The 22,265-nt window shown below is 33.6% G+C and carries 16 protein-coding genes; 5 read left to right on the plus strand and 11 right to left on the minus strand.

From position 1 onward, the window contains the following. Window positions 1-91: 91 nt before the first annotated feature. The gene (locus HHU12_RS08760; protein WP_169656363.1) at window positions 92-463 is read right to left on the minus strand and encodes a hypothetical protein; all 372 of its coding nucleotides are present in this window, start codon (window positions 461-463) and stop codon (window positions 92-94) included. Between the two features lie 395 nt (window positions 464-858). Further along, a complete protein-coding gene (locus HHU12_RS08765) occupies window positions 859-1,362 on the minus strand; it encodes a GbsR/MarR family transcriptional regulator (protein ID WP_169656364.1) in 504 nt (167 codons plus the stop codon). Window positions 1,363-1,544: 182 nt separating this feature from the next. On the opposite strand from HHU12_RS08765, the gene HHU12_RS08770 reads away from it, so the two are divergent. The 4 genes from HHU12_RS08770 (at window position 1,545) to HHU12_RS08785 (ending at window position 4,808) form a co-directional block, all read left to right on the plus strand. Then, complete coding sequence (locus HHU12_RS08770; protein WP_169656365.1) at window positions 1,545-2,228, plus strand: hypothetical protein; 684 nt, start codon at window positions 1,545-1,547, stop codon at window positions 2,226-2,228. Between the two features lie 3 nt (window positions 2,229-2,231). Next, window positions 2,232-2,561, plus strand: coding sequence for a hypothetical protein (locus tag HHU12_RS08775; RefSeq protein WP_169656366.1), 330 nt, complete (start codon window positions 2,232-2,234; stop codon window positions 2,559-2,561). A gap of 72 nt (window positions 2,562-2,633) precedes the next feature. Further along, window positions 2,634-2,771: a hypothetical protein gene (locus HHU12_RS08780; RefSeq protein ID WP_169656367.1), complete on the plus strand. Its 138-nt coding sequence runs from the start codon at window positions 2,634-2,636 to the stop codon at window positions 2,769-2,771. Between the two features lie 60 nt (window positions 2,772-2,831). Beyond that, window positions 2,832-4,808 carry a DUF4153 domain-containing protein gene (locus HHU12_RS08785; RefSeq protein ID WP_169656368.1) on the plus strand — a complete coding sequence of 659 codons (1,977 nt, stop codon included), beginning with the start codon at window positions 2,832-2,834 and terminating at the stop codon, window positions 4,806-4,808. A gap of 22 nt (window positions 4,809-4,830) precedes the next feature. On the opposite strand, the gene HHU12_RS08790 is transcribed toward HHU12_RS08785, so the two are convergent. The 3 genes from HHU12_RS08790 to HHU12_RS08800 form a co-directional block, all read right to left on the minus strand. Further along, window positions 4,831-5,826, minus strand: coding sequence for an AraC family transcriptional regulator (locus tag HHU12_RS08790; protein WP_169656369.1), 996 nt, complete (start codon window positions 5,824-5,826; stop codon window positions 4,831-4,833). 631 nt (window positions 5,827-6,457) lie between these two features. Continuing rightward, window positions 6,458-7,048, minus strand: a complete 591-nt coding sequence (locus HHU12_RS08795; protein WP_169656370.1) for a MarC family protein — start codon at window positions 7,046-7,048, stop codon at window positions 6,458-6,460. Window positions 7,049-7,060: 12 nt separating this feature from the next. Next, window positions 7,061-8,374 carry a metal-dependent hydrolase family protein gene (locus HHU12_RS08800; RefSeq protein WP_169656371.1) on the minus strand — a complete coding sequence of 438 codons (1,314 nt, stop codon included), beginning with the start codon at window positions 8,372-8,374 and terminating at the stop codon, window positions 7,061-7,063. A 430-nt stretch (window positions 8,375-8,804) separates the two neighbouring features. On the opposite strand from HHU12_RS08800, the gene HHU12_RS08805 reads away from it, so the two are divergent. Further along, a complete protein-coding gene (locus HHU12_RS08805) occupies window positions 8,805-10,343 on the plus strand; it encodes a sulfatase (RefSeq protein ID WP_205959831.1) in 1,539 nt (512 codons plus the stop codon). Between the two features lie 322 nt (window positions 10,344-10,665). Here the strand turns inward: HHU12_RS08805 and HHU12_RS08810 are convergent, their stop codons facing one another. From HHU12_RS08810 to HHU12_RS08835, 6 genes are all read right to left on the minus strand, one after another. Beyond that, window positions 10,666-12,564 (minus strand): glycoside hydrolase family 71/99 protein, encoded by a 1,899-nt coding sequence (locus HHU12_RS08810; RefSeq protein WP_169656372.1) that lies wholly within the window; start codon window positions 12,562-12,564, stop codon window positions 10,666-10,668. A 375-nt stretch (window positions 12,565-12,939) separates the two neighbouring features. After that, the gene (locus HHU12_RS08815; protein ID WP_169656373.1) at window positions 12,940-13,869 is read right to left on the minus strand and encodes an SGNH/GDSL hydrolase family protein; all 930 of its coding nucleotides are present in this window, start codon (window positions 13,867-13,869) and stop codon (window positions 12,940-12,942) included. A gap of 298 nt (window positions 13,870-14,167) precedes the next feature. Then, window positions 14,168-15,025, minus strand: a complete 858-nt coding sequence (locus HHU12_RS08820; protein WP_169656374.1) for a pepsin/retropepsin-like aspartic protease family protein — start codon at window positions 15,023-15,025, stop codon at window positions 14,168-14,170. 84 nt (window positions 15,026-15,109) lie between these two features. After that, window positions 15,110-16,387 carry a hypothetical protein gene (locus tag HHU12_RS08825; protein ID WP_169656375.1) on the minus strand — a complete coding sequence of 426 codons (1,278 nt, stop codon included), beginning with the start codon at window positions 16,385-16,387 and terminating at the stop codon, window positions 15,110-15,112. A gap of 393 nt (window positions 16,388-16,780) precedes the next feature. Further along, window positions 16,781-18,520, minus strand: a complete 1,740-nt coding sequence (locus tag HHU12_RS08830; protein ID WP_169656376.1) for a SusD/RagB family nutrient-binding outer membrane lipoprotein — start codon at window positions 18,518-18,520, stop codon at window positions 16,781-16,783. A gap of 64 nt (window positions 18,521-18,584) precedes the next feature. Next, complete coding sequence (locus tag HHU12_RS08835) at window positions 18,585-21,656, minus strand: SusC/RagA family TonB-linked outer membrane protein (RefSeq protein ID WP_169656377.1); 3,072 nt, start codon at window positions 21,654-21,656, stop codon at window positions 18,585-18,587. Between the last annotated feature and the right edge of the window lie 609 nt (window positions 21,657-22,265).

Here is a 22,265-nt window from a genome sequence, read left to right on the forward strand (position 1 = left end):
GTTTTGATGAATGCTGTATTTCAAGGTCACCAGATCACAACAAGAACCATTTTTTCATCATTCTTAATTCTTCATTTTAAAAAGTAGAATACTACGCCTGTGCACTATTAAACTGCTTCTTTTCAGCAGACTTCTTTTTCCCTCTCATAAATAGATATAGGTTGAAAAACAGAACTACACCTAAATAAATAGAGAAGCTACCTAATTTGTACGAAAGGGTTTCTATCATGTCCTGATAGGTGTCATTATAGAGGTACATTTCTAGAATTACTAAAGCAAAACCAATATTGAGAAGGTAAAAGCCGGTTTCAAATAACTTGTTGGTCGCCATAGCGATTTCCTCTCTCCCATTAAAAATATCCATCATATAGACTTTACTGTTGGAAAAAAGTGTTTTTGAAACATAAAATGTCAGACATAAAACGACTGGCAAATAGATTGAATAAGCGATGATTAATTTCATAAGAGTTTTGATATAAATTTGTTGATGAGAAAAATATTTAAATAATGTAATACACCTATTATTAGGAGTATAAAACCTACTTTGGAAGAGACAACTGCTATCATTTGAATAGGAGTTTCGATCTTCTCCCAAGAGATCAATGTGATAGCTGAATACCCTAGATTGAGTAAATAATAGCCAATTAGAAGTATTCGATTGACTTGCATGGAGAGCGCTATATTTTCTTGTAATAGATTTCTGACAAAGATATTTCCGTTATCATAACAGCGTTTTCCTACTTTGAATATGACTATCCCGACAAATAACAAGTAGAGACCATAGCCTAAAATATTATAGTTCATAGTAGTTATATTATTGAAGTTTCAGATATTATTGAAACTATTTTTCAAAATTTTTTATTTCAATAATTTCAAAATCAATTTACTCAACCAATTCTTTTGATATTGTGCCACTTTCTCCACCATATTATCCGCCTTATTGACAAAATCATAAAGTTTTGTTGTTTGTTGCATAAACAACTGCTCTTGACTAGAGTCATTTGCATCAAATTCTGAAACTTCTTTCAGCATTCTAATAGCAGGCTTTAACTCTCTCCTACTACGCTCTTTAGCGATAGTTACCGCCAATCTATCTGGGTCTTTCTCTGCCGTGAAAAATTCCTTTCTTTCTCCTGATTTTGTTTCTTTAAAAACAATACCCCAATCAATCAATGCTCTTATATTCATAGAAGCATTTCCTCTTGAAATCTGAAGTTCGCTCATAATCTCTTCAATAGACAATGCTTCTGAATAGATCATCAATAAAGCGTGGATTTGTGCCATCGTTTTATTAATACCCCATTGAGAACCTAATGCTCCCCATGTTTGAATGTACTTATTTTTTGCTTCTTCAAATTTCATAATCCAAATATATGTAAAATATTTTAAAGTTTCAGAAATAATTGAAAGTTTATTTACAAAAATAGAATTATTGTTTTGTTAATGATTTACGCTTAAATTGAAAACAAAATAATAAAGCAAGCGCAAACCGCTTCTTTTCTAATCAAAATGCAAACTTTTCAATCAACTTCAGCTGGTATATTATGTTACGATTTTTTCCGCTCCTACTCTTCCTTCTTCATTTTTATTCATGTGATAAAAAGAAAGATCAAGATGATCAGGCACTAAATGAAAAGGCTATTCCAGAACTTCAAGATAATAAAAGAGACAGCCTGCAAAGACAAAAAGCGATTTTAGAAGAAGAGAAACGTCAGAGAGCAATAGCTGAAAAAGACTCTATTGAGAAGGTAAATAAAAAGTACTTGTCAGAGTTAGTTGGAACTTACGAGTATTCTTATCCTGTTCCTGAAGGGTCGCTCAATGAAAATCAATACATAGTAATTGAAAAAAATGAAGACGATTTTGATTGCTTATTTTACGGTACTTCAGATGAGTTTGATATGAGTAGAGAAGGTTATTATCCTGGTTATTATGTCACTCCTATACAGAAATTAAGGGTAAATAAGGAAGAAATTTACTTCACGTTAAATATTTCCTCTAAAGAAATATTTACAGAACCAATTAACCGTCAACTTAAAAGTCGTCATGAAGTGGCTAATATGGGCTACGAAAATTGGGAAGTGTATCTAAAAACAGAACCTCAAAAATACAAAGGGATCATATTACCTGACAAAGTGATTCTCCTTGAAAATGTAACTAATGGTACCAAAAAAAGATACACTCTGATGACAAATCAGAAAAGTACTGAAACAATAATAAATCAATAGAATATGAAATTTATTATCCTCCTTTTTATTTTATATATTCCTGACACTAGAGAAGCCTATTTACAAGGAGTACAATGTCCTATTTGCCAAACAAGAAATGTAAGAATTGTTGACAATGACTCCCTTTATTATGCACATTATAATCGCATCTCAAATTATACAACCTATTTAGCAAGATGTAATGAATGCTTATTTATTGCCACAGAAGATGATTTCGAAAAAGAATATACTTTTGAAGAACAAAACTATATTCTCAACATCACTAGTAATTATGACTCAGTACCTTTAGACCATAACCCTTCCCTGTATTTTATCATCGCTTCCATTAAGTAACACCTTAACCACCCTTCTGTAGAAATTGCAGAAACATTACTCATTGAGTTGTTTTATAAGCAAAAGCAGGATATGGCAGAAAAAGCATTGAGATATCTTGAAAAGATTGAGGAAGAGTATTCCTCTCCTAATCACAATAACAAAGAGATCAGGGTATATCAAGATAAACTGATTGAAAAATTGAATGATTTAAGGAAAAATAAAGAATAATTAAAAGTCTATTATCAATATCAATACACCATACTTTCAATTATTTCTGAAAGTTTAAAAATGTTTTATATATTTGTCAACAACAAAATTCTCAAATCAAACATTTATCCTCCAAAATTTCATGAAAACATAGAGATAGATAATAAAAACCGACTCAAACTTTCAATTTTATCTGAAACTTTAAAAATTAAAATAACTATGAATACTCACTCTCTAAAAACAATCATCTCATCTGCTCAAAAAACCGTAAAACGGTTTACCTCAACATGGCTTTGTGCTGTTATCATATGTATAACCTTAAACTATACAATACTTTTTGACACACTTGATGATAATTATTTAGTATTGAACCTGGTATTATCCTTGACGTTAGGGATATCTTTATTTTTTGCATTAGATATTTGGTCTGAGACAAGAAAGAATACTTTGAAATGGAGGGTAATTACAAACAGTATTGGTTATATACTTTTGATCCTCTATTATTTCACTTTACCAACCTCAAATGATACGAATAATACAGAAATACACATTGTGTATTATATCATTTATTGTATTATCCTGCATTTATTAGTATCGATTGCCCCTGCTCTTTCATCTAAAACTCAACACTCATTTTGGTCTTTTAATAAAAACTTATTTATACGCTTTTGGGTTTCCTTACTTTATGCTGGTGTTATCTATATAGGTATCACGTTGGCTCTTCTTTCTCTAAAATACGCCTTTAATATTAGTATAGAGGGTGAAATCTATTTATGCATTTTAATTCTTTGTGCTTCTATCATTAACATATGGATCTTCTTATCAGGTATTGATGTTGATTTATTCAAAAATGATAAAGAAAACGTTTACCCCAAAGGACTGAAAATTTTCACACAATATATTTTATTACCGCTTTTACTGATTTATTTAGTTATCATTTATGCCTATGGAATTCAAGTTTTAATTACTGGTGATTGGCCCAATGGAAAAATTTCACTGATGATTATAGGAGTAGCGATTCTTGGATATTTAACCAATCTACTTTTATTTCCAATTGCCTATTTGAAGCAAAAAAACTGGTTAAAAACTTTTTATAAAGTACTCTATTACTTAATGATTCCACTTGCAGTACTCATTTTATACCTCATTTATATCCGAATCAATGAATATGGGTTTACTATTCATAGGTACTATGTTCTCCTTATTGGGATTTGGATTTTTTTCACTTCAATTTATCAAATCATTCAACCTGGCAATATCAAGGTCATCCCCATTAGTCTTACTATTTTTATCAGTTTGTCCACTTTTGGTTTTTGGAGTATGGAAAATGTCAGTGAAAGAAGTCAAGTGAATCATTTAAGAGAAGTGTTAACTGAAGTTGGTGTCTTAAAACAGGGAAAATTACTTTTTGAATATGATATTAAAACTGATTCCTTAATTAGTGAATCTAACACTATTCCAACTACAACAAGTGAGAAAGTTGAAGAAATAGAATCTACCATAAATTACTTAGGCAGGTATCATGGTTTTAAGTCAATTAACCCTTGGTTTAAGCAAGACTTAGAGGAAATTAGAATTTATAAAGATAGTTCCAAAATTGATGCTTGGAACCTCCACTTCATATTAGGTTTAAATAAATTTCATTACAAAATTGAAGGTAAAAAGAATATAAGATTTTATAATTCTAAGGATAAGGTACTTCAACTAAATAGATTTGACTATTATTTAGAATATTCAATTTATTACAGTGATAATAATCTGAAGCAATATAATCTGGATGATAAACTAGTAGAAGTTGAATTAGAGGATTGTATAAATCTGGGAATTAGGCTTAATGGTGAAATAGTTAAAACGATTAATCTTGTTGATTTTACTCTTGATCTGAATAGAAAGTATCCTTCTCAAAAAAATGATCCTCCTAAAGAGGAATTTATATTGCAGTTCCAAAATGATAGTATAGCATTAAAAGTCTGCATATATACTATTAAGCTTACAAGAGATAAATCAGAAGACAAAATTATTGATATTGATACAGGAATTTTTGTAAAAATTCTTTGAGTGGGATTTAAGGGGAATGAAGTTATTGATTCATTCCTTTTTTCCTAAACACACTCGGACTCACCCCATACTTCTCTTTAAAAGCAGTAGAAAACTTTTTCAAGGAAGAAAAGCCACAGTCCAATGCAATCTGAGTCATGGACAGACCTGTTTCCATTAAGAACTGCTTTGTAGTTTCAAATCTATAATTTTGAAAGTATTTGTAGACAGTAGTACCAAACATTTGCTTGAAGTCTTTTTGAAGCTTGGTTTCACTGATGCCAAATTGTTCACAGAGGGCAGGGAGATAGGGTAATTGAGCTACATCTTTGATAAGTTCTGCTTCCACTTGAATCATTCTTCGGATATCATCAGGGTTCATGTTCGTTTGCTCATCATTTCTGTTTTCAATCAGGAATAAAAACTTTGTGGTTAGTTCTAATAGACGATACGTGATAAAGCTTGAAGTGAGTGCTTTTTCTCCTTTATAATCCATGAGTTCATAGAGCGATTTACTGATTTCGAAAGGAAGTAGCTCTACGTATGCATATGTTTTTTCAGTGAGGTATTTATTGATATTGAGTGTGTCTTGATGTTTTATATTTTCAAAATAAGAAGAAGGAATCTCTATACTGATCCACTCTCTTTTTTCTTGAGGTTCAAAATGTAAAGTCACCTCCCCTATGTTTTTTTCTATCAGAGCAATAGGTGATTTTGTATTTTGAACGACAGTTTTATCTTCCCAGTTTTTTCGTTGGAAATCAATTTGTGGATAAAAGCTGAAATAGAGATTGGAATCGTTTTGATCCGTTTGGTAATGTAATGCTACTTGTTCATAAAATGTGATGGTATTGGTTGTGATTTTGATACCTTGGATCCATTCATAATATTTTACTTTCAAGTCAAAAGCACTGTTTTTAATCTTCAATACATCATCTTTATAAGTACCCTGATATTGATGAGCTAGGGTTTGAAGGAAATCTTCTACAGAGAAATTTCCTTCGTAATGAAATGTAAATTGTTGAATGTTTTCTTTCATTGAAATACTTAAAATAATGGATCTGATTGCTTAAATGCATTGTAATCTAAGCTGTCCTCAACTTTAAATCAACATTTCTACCAGGTTTCTATGATCTACTTCCAAGCTTCCTTCTTCTTCATTTTTGTCTTAACACAAAAACGAAGTAAAAAAGTCAAGGCTTTGAAGTCAAAAGCTAAATTTCATTCCTCTCGTCTAAATGATTTTAAACTCGCTAAAGCTCAAACAAGAAAATCATTTTTAACAGCTCAATACATAAAATTCTTAACGCTTTTCTCTTCAAGGCCGGGGGAGTGCTACCAAACTAATAAGGTAGAAAGCCCACTAGCGTAAAGGTAAGCGTTAGCATCATTTGTGTTCTTCAGATCATCAGAAATTTCTTAATGCTATAAAATCATAAGTACAAAGTCAAAAATAAATTATAGTTAATTCTAATTTATTTTTTGTGAGTACAACGCTAAAAAACGTATTAATAGTGGTTCTATTAAAAGTTTATTGAAGGAAGTAATCGCAAAACAATAAATAGAATTAGTATTAGATAATTTTGAATTTGTACTTAAATTGAAATTAAAACAAAAAAATACCTCAAGCAAAACCTGAGGTATTAATAAGTATACTTAAACGATTAAAACTAATGAAAATTACCTGTGAAACTCATTGTTCCGGTTAATATAAATTGTACGCCCATTGCAAGGATTATTAATCCCATAAAACGGGTTGTGATTTGACTAGTTTTGGAAGCCTTTGTTTGATTTTTTCTAGACAATAATGCAATGATGATCCATGTTGCTACTAATACCACCGCTATTGAAATCAAGGCTACTACTGGCAAATGATTTTCTGCTTCTGATATGGATAGTGTGATCACGCCGGTAATAGTTCCCGGACTTGCAGCAAAAAGAATCAAAGGCATTAAACTTTTCTCATTACTGTCTTCTTCTTGATCTTCCTTTTTATTCAACATTCCAAAGCCGATGGATACTAATACTAATCCCCCTGCGACTTGAAAAGCATCTAAACTAATTTCTAACAGGTTTAATAATTTCGCCCCAAAAAACGCTGAAAGGGCCAATATTAATCCTACAGTTAAAACTGTTTCTGTAAGATCTCTTAATTTATGACTGTAAGATTTCCCCCTTTCAATGCCTCCAAATATTTGAGAACATATAACGGGGTTGATCAATGAGAATATTGTCAGAATACCTTGAAAATAGACTTCCATAATTGTTTAAATTTATTTTGTTGTGTTTTTATAGATTACTCCATCTTTCATAATCATCAGGAAATTGTTTTCAGGATCAGCTACTAAATCAAGGTTTTCCAAAGGGTTGCCGTCTACTAAAATCATATCAGCATAGGCTCCTTCTTCTACTACTCCTAACGGTCCTTCTTGATAAGGGTGTCTTGAACCTGACATCTCCAATAACTCTGCATTTCCTGATGTTGCTATTCTTAAAGCTTCATAAGGAGAATACCAATTTCCTAACCTCGCTAATAAGACGTTTTGGTTCTTAGTGTTTTCAGCATCAAATAAAATATCTGTTCCGAATGACACTTTTACGCCAATTTTTGATGCTTTTTGATAAACATTGTCTACCGCCTTAACCACTTGAAGCCACTTCTCTTGACTTCCTGGATCAGCAAAAGAATTATCATTTTCTAGAAAAGGCTGTGGGCTTAACCACACTCCTTTGTCTTTCATCAACTGAAGTGTAGAATCTGAAGCGAAGAAACCATGTTCAATTGATTTTACACCTGCATTTACCGAAGCGATGATTCCTTTGTCAATCATTACATGTGATTGCACATAAGTACCATAGTTCTCTGCCTCTTCCACAATGGCTTTGATTTCATCCATAGAATATTCCATTACTTCTAGTGGATCATACTCTGATGACACTCCACCACCCGTACATATTTTGATCTGAGTTGCCCCATATTTCAAGATCTCTCTTGTCACTTTACGTACTTCTGGTACTCCATCGGCTGTGATCGCCATCATATTTCTTTCCCAATAACTCATATCACCTACTGATTTTCTAGGTTCATCTAAAATACAATAGTGATCAGCATGGCCTGTAGTCTGACTCATAAAAGGGCCCGAAGGTAAAATACGGTGACCTGGATATTCTCCACTATCAATCAACTTTTTAATAGCAAATGGATTCCCACCCGGATCACGGACAGTTGTAAAACCTCTCATTAAGGTCTGTTCCGCTCCCTTCATACTACGAATGGCTACTTCCGGCATATCACCTTGGTTCATTAATAAAACCGTAGCTGGAGTGTAAGCATATGTAGTGTGCCAGTGTGCATCAATTAGCCCTGGAATCAATGTCTTGCCTTCTCCATTAATCACCTCAACGGAATCAGCATGTATATTTTTGGAGATCTTCTGTACTTTATTTCCATGAATAAGTACATCTACTCCTTTTTGTAATTTCTCGTTTTTCCCATCAAAAACATCAACGTTCTTGATGAGTATATCATTTTGTGCAAACAGTTGGCTACTTGTAAAAAGCCACAGTAGAATAAATAATTTTTTCATAATAGATTTTGATTGAATAATGTGTAGTCTGTAAGATTTCTTTCTTTCCCTAAATCTTACAATACAAAGGTCATACATTCACCAGCCAATCATTTGCACCATCCTAAAAGATATTTACACAAAAAAGTCAAAAGTAATTTTCAGGGTATTTTTCTTATTGAATTGATTTTCAATACAATCAACCTTGCTCATTTCTAGCTTAAATCTTTCCATAAAGAATTACACAAGAATTTGATATATATACAAAAGAGTCAGAAATCAATCCAATAGTACATTTGTTACAGTTATCACTCTCCCAAAAAAGATTGATAAACTCAAACCTCCCGTTTGAAAAGGATGCTATAGGATTTTTTTATTATTCAGAGTAAGTTTTGATCCAGCACTTTTTCTTGAAAAGAAAATTTAAACAATCGATTTCGATCAATAGAGTATGAAAAGTAATGTATTAAGATCTATATTATTGCTAAGCATTTTATTCTTTAGTATAAATGTTGAGGCTAAAAACAAACCTAAACCTAATGTCATTTTTATTTTAGTAGATGACTTGGGGTATATGGACTTGGGGTGTTATGGAAGTTCGTTTTATGAAACCCCTAATCTGGATGGTCTCGCTAAAAAATCCGTGATGTTTACAAATGCCTATGCCGCAAGCCCTGTATGTTCACCTACTCGATCAAGCGTCATGACAGGTAAATATCCTAGTAGAATAAAAATGACCAATCACAGTGGAATAGCTGGCCCAAAAGGTCCTGGATATAAAATGAATGCTCCTAAACCGGTAGGAAGTTTGCCACTTGAAGAGTATACACTAGCAGAGGCAATGAAAGATAATGGTTATTTTACAGCACATGTTGGTAAATGGCATTTGCAGAATCATGGAGAAAAGGGAAAAGCTCATTATCCTGAAGCACATGGATTTGATGTAAATGTAGCTGGTCACAATGCAGGGCAACCAGGCTCTTATTTCTTTCCTTATCAACACCCAAAACATATATGGAGCAATGTCCCAGGACTTGAGGATGGTTTACCTGAAGAATACCTCACTGACCGTTTGACAACTGAAGCAATCAATATTATTCAAGAAAAAAGAGAGAAGCCTTTCTTTTTAAACTTATGGTATTATACCGTACATACCCCATTGGAAGGTAAAAAAGAGAAAATTGAAAAGTATATAAAAAAGGCTAAAAAAATGGGTATTGATGGAGTGCTTGATGGTGTGCCTGAACATAATCATTACCAGAAAAAAATACAGAATAACCTTAGTTATGCCGCTATGGTAGAAAGTATGGATGAGAACATCGGAAGAATAATAGCGAGTTTGAAAAAGGAAGGATTATACGACAATACTATCATCATAATGACTTCTGACAACGGTGGTTTATCTACTGGTAGAGGTGCCTATTCAGCTACTTCTAATTTACCATTGAGAGCTGGCAAGGCTTGGGTCTATGAAGGAGGCATTCGAGAACCTTTATTAGTTTACTGGCCAGAAAAAACAAAAAAAGGAGTGCAATGTAACGAACCTGTTGTATCTACAGACTTCTACCCGACTATCTTGGATATGGTTGGAGCTAAAAAAGTAAATGAACAGCATTTGGATGGAGAAAGCCTTTTACCACTTTTGAAAAATAGCAATGCATCCCTGAAAAGAGAGGCACTTTATTTCCATTATCCACATTATCACAATGAAAATAGCATGGGTCCTTCTGGTGCTATTAGAATGGGTGATTATAAATTAGTAGAACGTTTTGATGATATGAGTGTGGAGTTGTATAACCTTAAAGATGATCTAGGGGAAACAAAAGACATTAGTAAGGAAAATCCTGAATTGACAGCAAAAATGAAAGAAAAACTGCATAAGTGGAGAAAGGAAACGGATGCTGTTATGCCTACTATGAATACAAATTATGATTCCTCCAAAGATCGTAATCTAATCAAAAGAACAATGGAAGAATTTTATAACAAGTAATAGCATCTGAAACTACCCCATTGTATTCATTTAAGTACTAGGACAGAAGAAATGGGATTTTTGAATGAAGAGGGAAGAATGAAGAAAAAATGGACCGTTTTGTGGTTCTAAAAGTGTTTTTTATGGTAGTTCAGTGGACGTTGCAATGCAAAATCCCAACAACGGAATCCATCATAAATGGTATTCTACCAAAAATTAAAAGTAGACTGTAGGGACGTTGTAGTCCAACGTCCGCTGAACCCAGCACAAACCATTTTTCTTACCTCTTCCTTCTTACCTCTTCCCTGAAAAAGTCCTAAAACTTTTTAATCTACCTTTTTTATTAAATATCATCAATTCCCAAAGCGTTGTAGCTCTCCAAAACATTTTTTTCCATTGGCAAATTCATATTAGTCACCCCTTGGTTTTTCATTGCATTCTCTTCCATTTCGAGCCACACCTTATATTGAAATTGATCTAAAATTTTCTTTACTTCTTCTTGATACCTCTTCTCAATTTTCTTAGAAACAGAAAAGAATTTTTGCGGTACGTTACCATATTCATAAAAAGCTTCAACCTTTGATAAATATCTTTTCTGAAGTGCTGTTCTCCATAATTTGTCATTATCAGTTGACACAAGGAAGCGTCTATACATTTGTCTCATTTCAAAATCAAGAACTTTCTTCTGGAAATAAAGTCCCATTTTCTTATCCAGATTCGTAAAACTATAAGTCATCCAATCCATTTTAGTAGGATTTTCCTGAATCTCTTTTGGAGTAGTATAACGCATCACATCTCTTGATTTTCTTCTTAATGCTACGATCACCTCTCCTTTTTGATGTGGAGCATAAAAAGCATTTATACCTTCAGGAGCTATACCTAAAAGTTTTCCATTGCAATAAACCTCTGCAGGTTCAGACAATAAGGTTACTACTTCAATACTATCTTCTGTTCCTGGTTCAAAGTAATTGACTCCATATTTTACTTCAGGATTTGTTTTCGAGAAGTATTTAGAATGATAGGCCTTATAAGAGGTCATTAATAGCTCTCTGTTGAGACTTAAATCTTCCTGCTTTTGCCATATTTTTTTATAATAACGGAGTAAAATTCCATATCCAAAACCATGATGAGCCTCCGGTGCGATGTGAGAAGCTTCATCAAAATGATTCCAAGAAGATAAATGAATCATTGCCGCATCATTTTCTATTGCATCGTTTAATAATGCACGATAAGTTGTTGTCAGTTTGAGATTTTGAGTTCTGACAAAAACATCATCCAATTTTAAACCTTTAGATTCCTCAGATTTTTCATCAATTTTCTTTTCTGAAGCTTTTAAATTCATTTGTGAACTCAAATGATCAGGGAACACATTTTGGATAAAAGGCTTTTTATTTTTATCACATACCCTCTTCATAGCTTCTACACTTCCTTCCAATGTGGTCGTTGATTTATTTTGGGAAATTGCAGGAAATACTTTTAAAACTTCAGCATTAAACTGCTCATCTAATGGGTATTTAGTCTCAAAGACAAATGCTAATTTTGACTTTACTGTAGATGCTAAACTATCAAAAACAGCACTTACTTCTTGCAACATTTCAGGCTGTGCTTCGAAATCTTTTTGCTTCGCTACTTTTGTTTTGTCTAAAACATCTAACGGTTCACTAGTAAAGATAACGATTTCATTTTTTGTATTTCTCAACCACTTATCAGAGTACTTTGTATTTTGGAAAACCTGTTTCAAACGCAACTCTAGAATCTCATACATCCGTTTTTCGGACATTGATTCAGGGTTTCTATCCAGCATCAATTCAATACTGAAATTAAAATCAAGATTCCTGTTATTCGCAGTATTTACATATTGAATTACATTGCTGATATAACGGTCAATATAATTTTTGTTTGAACTAACCGAAATTGGGAATTTGAATCCATCGATACCCATCTCTTTGGCAGTTTGAATCTCAAATTCCAAAGCATCTTCTGTCGACATAGGGTTCACCATAAAAGAAACAAGCGGCTGTTGTGTTCTATATCTCCCCTTCATCTCACTCTCTTTTTGTCCAAAGAGCGTCTCATACCTCATTTGCTGTAAATAGGCTTTTTCAGCACTGAGGTTTAAAATCGGATTATTGAGAGCGATAACCATTTTCTTTTTAAAGAAGGGATGCTCTTCTTGTGCATAACTTTTGTAGTGTGGTAGGACTAAAATCAGTGTTAATAATAGAGTCAAAGTAAAATTCATTTCTTTTTGCTTTTAATTATAAGTAATAAATACACTTGTTAAAATTAAGTTATTACCCCTTCACCCAATCTTTTGAGTTTATAGATGAGTAAGAATGGAATAACTAACTATTGAAAATGTACAACGTTGAAAAAATATAAATAGGAACTATAATGAACAGATATTGATTTCGATAGATTTGATTCATCATTATAGGACACATGTTGTTTTTTATTGTTGGTATAAGATAATCACTAATACGATTCTGCAGTAAAACTAATTGTACAAGACAGTCACTCTAAAAAGATGAATGACTGTCTTTTAAGGACTAGAATAGATGAAATAAGTTAAAATACCGTGCACCATGACTGAAAATCATGGGTCTACGAATTACCCTTAAGATCTATTCACGACCTCTAATATTTTAGCTTCGATTTTCTCGGCTATTTTTCCAAAATATTCACTTGTTGGATGAATTTCGTCTTTCCAACCTGAGGTTTCAATAACAGTTCCTCTTAAGTCCACATGATGAACATTCTCATAGTTACTGACAAGCTCAATCTGCATGTCATTGAACTTATCAAAAAGGTGATGAATAATATCTGCCTGCAAACTTTCATCTGTTATTCCTCTATCAGCTAACGGTTTGCCAAGCCACCTTTGACCACGTGGAATACAATAATCATAACCATGACAAATGATTTGAGTGTTTGGAGATGCTGCAATAACATTGTCAAAGATAGTTTTGTAAAGCACTTTCATCTCACGAAAAAACTGCTCGCCTTCATCATTAAGGTAATCATCTGCGGGTCTTGAACCAAGGTAAGTTTTTACAATGGTGCCCACTCGATTATTACCAGCAAGATCATTACCTCCACCACTCATAAGGAAAATATCTGGCTGTATTGCCCTTACCGCTTTAAGATACTCTTCTTCTGCAAAAATATTGGAGAGCCAATCACCACCGTAGCCTAAACTATAAATACCAAATTGATCATTTTCCCATAAATGATCGATAACGTCTTCTAAGAAGATAGGATATTGAAACCATGAGTCTCCCTCACTCACAATTTGAATTCCATTGAACCCATTTTCCATCTTCTCATTATAACGTTTTCTTCTGATTCGCCTTGATCTTTTATTTAAATACCCCAAAACAAAAGTATCTGCTGAGGAAAGGTTTAAAATATTATTAGGATTTACCTTATATGAAACATTAAATGCTTCAGATTTAGAATCATCTTCTAAGAGATATTGTTCCAATTCACTATCCTCTAGATCAAGGTCATTAATTTTTTCAATTAACTGAGCTTTAGATATTTGCATGGTTGACTTGTTGGTTTGTGTGTTTAAAAAAAATGGTTGCTTTCTTTAAGAAAAAATATAATAGATTGATTATTAGCTATTGACACTTACAATCTAAGCATTATTGACTAGTAATTCAAATATTATTATTTCATTTTTTAAGAAAAAACACACTATTGAAATACTACAGCTTTTATCACATTTAAAAAATAATATTTTAACAATGCAAATTATACTTATAGATTATCCTACAAACTCTTTTTAAGATTAGACAAACATCTGAATATATTCTAAAAGTCAAATAAGAACCAATATTGTATTATTCACTGATAAAGTAACCCCGCGTAATATGATCAATAATCAGAACTTTATCTTTAAAGAAATACATTCCCACTCTCAACTGACTTGATTTACGAATATCAACTGCAACTTCGTTAAATACAATTTCTCCTACTTTTACAGATGGTATTATTCCAATTTGCTCCGTTATGTTCTGACTCCCACCAATTGTATAAATTTCTCTTTCATTTTCTTTAAATTCATATTGATTTAAAAGCTGATCAGCCAACGGATGATTTGTAGGGATGTTTATTCCATTAGATGATGAACCTAAATCAATCACGGCTTTATACTCTTTACCTTCAATGTTCAACATCACATAGGGAATTCCCTCTTCTCTTATGATTTCAATCTTTTGAAAGCCTTCCACTGAGAAGCCTTTACTTGCTAATTCAATTTGCTGATTAGGATAATCAATTTTCCAATTGGCTTTATTGATAATAGATTGACCAATAATACCTCCAAAATCAGAAATCTGTTCTTTTAAACCTTTCAGGTCTCCATTCCAAGCAGCGGTTTGATTAAACTCCACCTCTCCTATTTTAATAGATTCTGTAATTTCACTTCCCAGCTTTGCTTTTTGGTTGGATGCTCCTCCCACATTAGAGGTTTTACCTTGGGGTGAATTTCTTTGAATGAGATTTAACTGTGCACCTGTGTCAAAAAGCATGTTTTTGGGTTGACCATCAATTTCTACCGGGAGTAAAATAAGATTTTTGACTGTTGTGAAAGATAGTTTTTCATGAAATGAAACAGGGTTAACCTCTCCTTTTTTCTGGTATTTTGTAATTGAACATGAAAAAAGTAATGCTAAAAATAAGTAAGAAGTGTGTTTCATTGAATTGGATTATAGGTGATGTAAATTCCGAAGCTCAATAATACAAAAAATATTTCTGAAGAGTAGTAATACAATCCATCACTTTCAAAAATTCATTCTGTTCAATTTTCTCAATCGTTGAGGGTAGAATACAAACTGAATGAAATTGAATTCAATAAACTGAAGGCTTAATGATTTCTGTTGACGTTCTAATTCCAATAAAGGAAAATATCTTAGGTTAGTACGTAAAATCCACCAATCCCCTTTTACACTAGGACGAATATCCCAACCGAAAACGATATTTGGTGTAAATGTAGATAATTGTTGAGGAGGTTGTGGAACGCCGTTGTTATTTTCTGTAAGGTGAATGTCTTCATAACTGACTCCCAAGCCTACGTAAGGTACAAAGCCATGATAATCCACCAAAAACTTATACGCTTCAAAATTAAAACCCTTTCTATTGATGTTTAGATCCAATTCATAGGCACTCCTTTTCTGCGTCATTTGACGATATGAGACTGCAGTGATCAAGTCCAGTTTTGTAAAATGATATCCTATGGCAATGTCAGCAAATATTCCGGGAAAAGCCTTATTATCTAAAAAGGGATAGAGATCGGTAACATAACTTGATGATGCTGTTGGGAAAGCAGAGGATGGACCGATAGCTAAAAATAATCCCCATTTATTAGAAACTCCAAATTCTTTATTGAGTTGTTTATTGGATTCTCGACTAGCACTTTTAGTAGTTTCTATCATATAGTTCAAACCAATCTGAAAAGTCTGTGAAGGGAATTGGTCTACACTTTTTACCGTACGTGAGAGGTAAGTATCAAAAGATGGATTTAATACTCGGCTGTATTCCATTGTGAAATAAAATTTAGGTAACTGAATCCCCAAACCAATATCAAAAACAGATTTTACTTGAGTATAACCGTACTTTTGTCCATTGATGTCTTCCTGTTTATATCTAAATGGTGAAAATTTATAGCCTAAATAAGGACGAATTGTTCTTTCTTTTGATGCAAAAGGATATACTCGCAATCCTGTAAACGTTCCAAAGCGATAGGAATTTTCAATTTCATCTTGCCCCATTTTGATAGAGGCAGTATTGATAGAAATATAAAAATCAGCATAACCCCAAAAGTGTGTCGCACCTATATTTATAGCAGGAGACATAAATCCACTTTTTGTAAAGGATTGTATACTTCCATTTCCCTCGGTATCGAGGTAACTGCCATTAGGAACATTCGGAACGATATAATTACTCACACCAAAATAAGCTTTGGCAAATTGATGTCTTCTCTCCCAGTCTTGGGCTTTAGTTTTTATGGAGATAAGTAAGAGGATAAAAAGAAAACAATAGTTAAGTTTTTTCAATAGCATAAAGAAAGAGTTAAGTGTAATTGAAAATAAAACTTTCTTTATTTGAATCAAAACACATAAGTATTAAGACAAAAAAAATGGTTAAAATACCGTGCACCATGACTAGAAGTCATGGGCTTATGGGAAGCTGTCCTATATTTCAGCTGTCATTATTAACTTGATATGTCTCAAAGATTTACAGTCTTACTCTATTTAAATTCGAATAAGTCAGATATTGTAAAATGAGTTATCTCCCCAAAAGCCCATAATTTCAATTATGGGTCTACAAAACACCTGTTTTCATTTGTCCTAGTACAAATAAAAAAAAGAACCACCAAAGAGGTGATTCCTTTAATTTAAACTTTAAGTTCCAATTCAATATTGCGTAACTGAATTGAAATCTAATCTATACTACTACTTTTCAATAGTTCTATAATTGTCAAATGCTTTTGTATTCCACCAAAGCGTTTTTCCATACATTGTGTTGGTGATTCCTTCCATTGCAGGAGCTAAATTCGCTCCATTGGTAGTTTGTTCCGAAATTGCATAAGGGAAACGGTATGGAAGGCCTAAACCTTTGTATTGTGTACCACCTCTTACAAAAGTAAGCTGTGGGAAATTAGTACGGCGAACTTCAGTAAATGCTTCAGGACCATTTGTGAAAATGGAAATAAATTTCTGCTCCGCAATTAACTGTGCCGTATTCCCTGCATTCCAAGCTACCGCCTCTGTTTCCAATGTTCTTTTGTAATGATCTTCTAAGTTGGCCAATGAAATTTCAATATCAGTACCATCAGATTCTGTTACCACTTTTTCTGAGAAAGTAGTGCTACCATTTTGGGCAACAAATTCTGCAGTTCTGATACCATATTGATCAGCCAATTTATATTGTCTTTCAAAAGAAGCGTGAATACCTCTTTCATAAGCCGACTGAGCATCACCTGCACTTCCTACGTTTAATACTGCAGCTGCTTCAGCTCTGATAAATTCTAATTCAGAATAAGACATCACATGTGAAACACTGTTTGCTGTTCCTCTGTACAATACACCAATTCTTGAAATATCAGCAATTCTGAAATCCTCCTCTTTTGGTTTTCCGTTTTCGATACCTTCATATTTAATATCTGCAGTATTTCCTGTAGAATCAAACATTGCAATAGAATTTGGTGTTGGCGTTGCGAAGATATACATACGCGTATCTTTTCTTTGCTTCATCATGTCAACCATTGTATACGAGATAGCATGATCATCACGTGAATCACGAACATAGTTTTCAAAGAAAGGGTGCTCGTAAGGTTGAGTACCTGCATACGTAAGCATTGCATCGTCTTCAATCGAAGTGAAAACTGGATATTTTGCTGGATTACTGAAGATCAAATCCAAACCACTTGCCGCTGTTGAAGGATCCACTTTTGAAATATGGATATATAATCTTGCTGCCAACGAGTTCGCAAACTTTTGCCATTTTGTAGCATCTCCACCGTAAATCATATCTGATTGTGGCTCTACATTTCCACCGTGAGAAAGTAATTCATTGGCTTCTGACAAACGGTTAAAGAAGTCGTCATAGATGTCCTTTTGGGCATCATATTTTGGCTGAGTAATCGTTGATTCATACCCTAATGCTACTGTTTTTAAAGCTTCTGAATAAGGAATATCTCCCCAAACATCAGTCATTACAGAGAAAAGATAAGTACGAACTACTAACATTGCACCTTCCATTGCTTCAGCATCTGCAATCGCTTTCACATCTTGATTCCCTTCTGCTTGTAATGCCTCTTTCAATTGACGAATTTTCATCAATGCCAGCTCTAAATCATACAATGAAGCCGTACCGTTTGATGATGAACCTGCATACATATACTTCCAGTATAAGTCGATTACATTGGATCTGTATTCATAGTAGTCTTCATCGATGTATTGGATTTTACCAAAATGCTGTGCCCAAAGACCGCTTCCTGTCATATTGAAATCTTCAGCTTGCACTCCATAAACACCTCCAATTCTGGAGAAAGTGGCATTGGCAAATAAATTACCTGGATTTACATCTGTAGGATAGTTAGGGTTGGTCTGCATATCTTCAAAGTTTTTGAAACATGAAGTCATCCCCAAGGTCATCAAAATTGATGCGATATATATAATTGATTTTATCATTCTTCTTCAAATTTAGGTTGAGAGAAATTTCTCCCAACTTTTTAATAATTCACTTGCTCAGAAATTAGAATTTCATTTTGATGTCGAAACCAAAACTTTGTGGTGATGGCAACTGACCAAATTCAAAACCTTGACCGTCTAAGCTAGAACCGAAGCCCGCTTGTGGATCAATGTTCGGAGCGTTTTTATGAATCATCCAAAGGTTATTACCTACAAATGCTACGCTCATCCCTTGAATACCATATTTCTTAGTGAAAGTAGATGGAATGTTATAAGCGATTGACAATTCAGCCAATTTCACATAAGTAGCATCGTATAAAAATTCTTCATGAATTCCGTAAAGTGACTGGTAGTAATCTTGAGAAGAAACTACAATTGTATTCGGATTACCGTCTACACCTACACCATTAGTTACTCTCCCAGCTTCACGATTTACAGCTGTTACATCGAGTACACCTGCATATTGGCCAAACATGTTAGTCACAGAGAAGATATCACCTCCAACAGAAATATCAATCAATGCTGATAATGTGAAGTTCTTGTAAGAAACCGAGTTGCGGATACCACCTCTCCAATCCGGGTTGATAGAACCTAACTTCACTTTCTCTTCTGTTTTCATTGGGAAACCATTTTCATCAACCATTACATTACCTGCATCATCACGTTGGTAAGCATAACCATAAAATGTTCCTAACTCTTCACCCGGACGAGCCTCTGTTGTTAAGCCCCAGTATTCACCTAATACAAATGAATCTACACCTTCTGCAAGCTCAACTACTTCGTTTTTGTTTTTTGAGAAATTGAATGATACATCCCAAGTTACCTCATCAGTCTGTACAGGAGTGGCAAATACCATTAATTCAAAACCTTTGTTATCGATTTGACCTGCATTGATATAAGAATATCTATAACCTGATGCTGCTGAAACGTCTGCTGGAACAATTTGATCGTAAGTTGCTTTTTCATAATAAGCTACTTCAAATCCTAAACGGTTATTGAAGAATCCCATATCCAAACCAACTTCCCATGATTGTGTTCTTTCTGATCTTAAATCAGGATTGGCTTGAGTAGTTTCATATTTAAACATCGGGTAACCATTATATGGCAATCCACTTGTGTAAACGTTCATTGTATTGTAAGGATCTGTATCGTTACCTACTTCGGCCCATCCACCTCTAATTTTACCTTGAGAGATCCATGAAGGCAAATCAATATGCTCTGAGAATACATAAGATAGGTTGATTGATGGATACATAAACGAGTTGTTTTGTACCGGTAATGTAGAAGACCAATCATTACGTAATGTTACATCGGCAAATAAATAATCTCTGAAACCAACCGAAGCTGTACCGTATAATGAGTTGATGATTTTCTCTTCAAAGTAAGTCTGTGATTCCACTTGACCAGTTGCATTGGCTGGTGTATAAACGCCCGGTGAAGCTAAACCAAAGGCTTCCATAGAGTTTGATTTATACACTCTGTACATGTTGTTTCCTCCAAAGTTGGCATTCACATTCCAGTCTGAACCAAAATCTTTTGAGAACGAGAACAAGAAATCAAAGTTGGTCTCATTTACAAAGTAGTTGGATTCATAGAAACCACCATCAGGGTCATTGATCGAGTACATTGCTGATTTCGATAAACGATTTTCTGTATACAAATCAGTACCACCTTTCACTTTGAAGTTTAAGTAATCTGTAATGTTCCATTTCAATGAAGCATAGCCATTTACACGGTCTCTTAACTGTGAGTTTGTGTTCTCATTCAAGATCCAATACGGGTTATCATGGTAGTTGTAGTTCCAGTTGTAAGGCGTTCCATCTGCCTTTTTGTAGTCTTTCAGCATATTTGTATCTACCTGACGACCAAACCATACAAACTGTTGCATGACGTTATTTTCACCGTAACCTTGCTGAGGCAAGTTATCTGAAGATCTTCTTGAATACGTAATTTTAGTATCTAATTGTAATTTTTCATTGATTTTATGACCAAAGTTTAATGAAGCCGAATAGTTCTCCAAACCTGTGTTTGGCACCATACCCTCTTGATCTGAGTACATCATAGAGAAACGAACATTTGACTTATCCGTAGCATTTTGGATGGATAAATTCGTTGTTGAAATATGTCCTGTTTCAAAGAAATCTTCCACATTATTAGGATTCGATACCCACGGCACTGGCTCTCCATTAGAGTAGAACTGAGGAATGCTTGTACCTTGATCTAATTTAGGACCCCATGATTCATCTACTCCATCATAAGTACCACCATTTTTACCATCTGAAAATGAGAATTGACCATTTAAACCTTGACCGTATTCGTTTTGGTAATTTGGTAAAACCAATGGCTTTTGGAACGTAGTAGTGTTGGAAAGTGTAACACCCAATCCTTTTGATCCTTTACCTGATTTTGTAGTGATTACGATAGCACCATTTTGTGCTCTTGAACCATATAAAGCGGCTGCGTTTGGACCTTTCAATACTGACATTGACTCAATATCGTCTGGGTTGATATCATTGATTGGTGAACCAAAGTCAGTGCCACCACTTGATGTGTTTCCTGAATTATAAGTGTTATCAATCGGTACTCCATCAATTACAAATAACGGTTGGTTGTTACCTGTCAATGAAGAGTTACCACGAATAGTAATACGAGAAGATGCACCAGGAGCTCCAGATGATGTATTGACTTGAACACCTGCCACTTTACCATTCAAGTTATTCAATACACCATTGTCTGCTCCTTTCAAATCATCACCTTTTACTTCTGAAACAGAATAACCCAGTGATTTTTTATCTTTTTCAATACCTAATGCGGTAACTACCACTTCTTCAAGCTGTTCCACATCTTCTTCCATGGTAAAATCAATTACTGATTTTGTACCAATTTCAGCATTCTGTGTTTTATAGCCAATCAATCTGACTACTAAAACCCCACCTGAAGCAGAAGTTGTTACCGAATAATTTCCTTCAAAGTCTGAAACAGAACCATTAGTAGTTCCCTCCACCATTACAGTGGCCCCCGGAAGGGTTTGTCCATCAGCGTCACGAACGACACCTTTAATTGTTCTCTCCTGTGAATAGGCCATACTGACCACCCCCAAGAAAAGAAAGAGAAATTGTAGTACTCTTTTTTTCATGTTAATAAAATAATAATTGATTGATTGGATATGTAGGACATTAGTAATCAGTATCCCAATGTAAAATCACAGGGCGATAGCAATCCACTTTAAATTTTGACATACGTATTAATCCTTCGATCTACTTAAACCGAAGTATATAATGTTATATAGCAAAACCGATTAGAAAGACATATAAAATAAATTAAAGTCTTACTATTCAAATTATGGAAAATGAAATAAGAATGACTATTTCAAGTCTATAGTACTACTGATTAAAATTGCCTTAATAGTAAAGACAATCCATCAAGCTACTAATAGCAAAATGAAAAGGCTCAATAAAATGTATGCTTTAGATTACTCCAATATTGAAGTAAGTCGAAAGTTCAGCGTGTTATAAGATGATGTATCTCATTAAATCAATTTTGATTAGGTTTAAAATAATAAAATTAGGTTGTGCTTTATGTTATTTACTGATACAATTCTAAGAAAGGTTTTTTGTAATTGAAAACTATTTAACTTTTATAAAAACATAGTACAAAATCACATATACACCTGATTAACTGCACTGTAACATTCATTAATTTTATTGCTTATAACATTATTCACACTCTTGAACATGTAGTACTA

The sequence above is a fragment of the Flammeovirga aprica JL-4 genome (assembly GCF_012844305.1).
Lineage (GTDB): Bacteria > Bacteroidota > Bacteroidia > Cytophagales > Flammeovirgaceae > Flammeovirga > Flammeovirga aprica.